This is a genomic window from Anaerovibrio sp. RM50 (genome assembly GCF_000622005.1).
In the GTDB taxonomy this organism is placed as follows: Bacteria; Bacillota; Negativicutes; order Selenomonadales; family Selenomonadaceae; genus Anaerovibrio.
In genome coordinates, this window is sequence record NZ_KK211385.1 from 17,848 (window position 1) to 18,905 (window position 1,058).

Sequence of the window (1,058 nt, forward strand, 5' to 3'; positions counted from 1 at the left end):
CGGCCACCGGCTACCTGATTCAGTTCCATTTCGTTGAGTTCAAATTTCTTGTTCATAATATTATCTCCCTTCTTTATGGGCCTTGCCCTTGTTGTTTTCTGTCCTTACATACGGACCTGGGGAGAATGTATTACAAAAAAATAAAAAAAATCCAGATACTGCAGTATTCCCGTTCCAATGATGGCTGAACCATGCCTATGGATAATGCCCTGGCACACGCTCTTTTCCGTTCCCTCGATATTCGTAAACATGAAGTGGCAGACCTGCCGAACACAAATGGCCAGTCACTGAAATGATAGCTGTTTTTGGGATGGAGTTTAATTGGGAAGAAGGATCGGCTAAAGTCAAGGAAGCGTGGGCGCATTTCGGCGTAGATTGTGATATCGCCAAGTCGAGAAAAAATGCGTATTACATCGACGGCAAGAAAGTTTCTAGGCGCGAAGCATTTAAGTATGCGGCATATAAAGCCGGAAGGCCGGGGGTCTATGATAATGACTATTCTAAATGTGCTCTCTAATCTAAAACACCAATACCCCCCGGCTCTCATACACACTTTCTCCGTTTACATTTCCGCAACGAATAGCACGGTCAAGAGCCATGATGAGGGCAATCGCCCCGTCAATCTTCTCCGTGCTTTTTGCTTTTTACCCTGAATTTGCCTGTCTTATAATTTTGCCCTCAAATAAAAAAACGCCCTGCAGAGCAGAGCGCAACGTATTGGACTGCTTGAACGTACAGCAGCAAATACAGAGGAGTGTATTAGGTTGAAATTTTTATGAGAAATTGCCGTCAGCCATGTGTTTGTCCGGAATCTCGTCAAGGTGTTGTTTTATAGTCTGGAAGCGTTGTGCTTCCAGCTGATATCTTTCCACTTCGTGAGTAAACTGCTTTGATAGATCATTGTCTTGTCCGCTGATGTAGGGGTCAGGAATATGATCTAAAAGCCCGTCCAAAAAGGACACTATAGGATTTTTACTGGTCATATAGGAGTTCCCCCTTTTCATAAATTTCACAAGATAATTATATCATTTATTATAGTTATTTTATAATACATTTTA

General features: G+C 42.2%; 2 protein-coding genes. One reads left to right on the forward strand and one right to left on the reverse strand.

What is annotated here, in order from left to right:
- Positions 1 to 188 (forward strand): hypothetical protein (locus T525_RS16690; protein WP_037325759.1); only part of this gene is annotated, 188 nt, incomplete at its 5' end.
- 585 nt (positions 189 to 773) lie between these two features.
- Here the strand turns inward: T525_RS16690 and T525_RS0113730 are convergent.
- Entirely contained in the window at positions 774 to 983 is a 210-nt protein-coding gene (locus tag T525_RS0113730; RefSeq protein WP_027407640.1) for a hypothetical protein, read from the reverse strand.
- Positions 984 to 1,058: the final 75 nt, after the last annotated feature.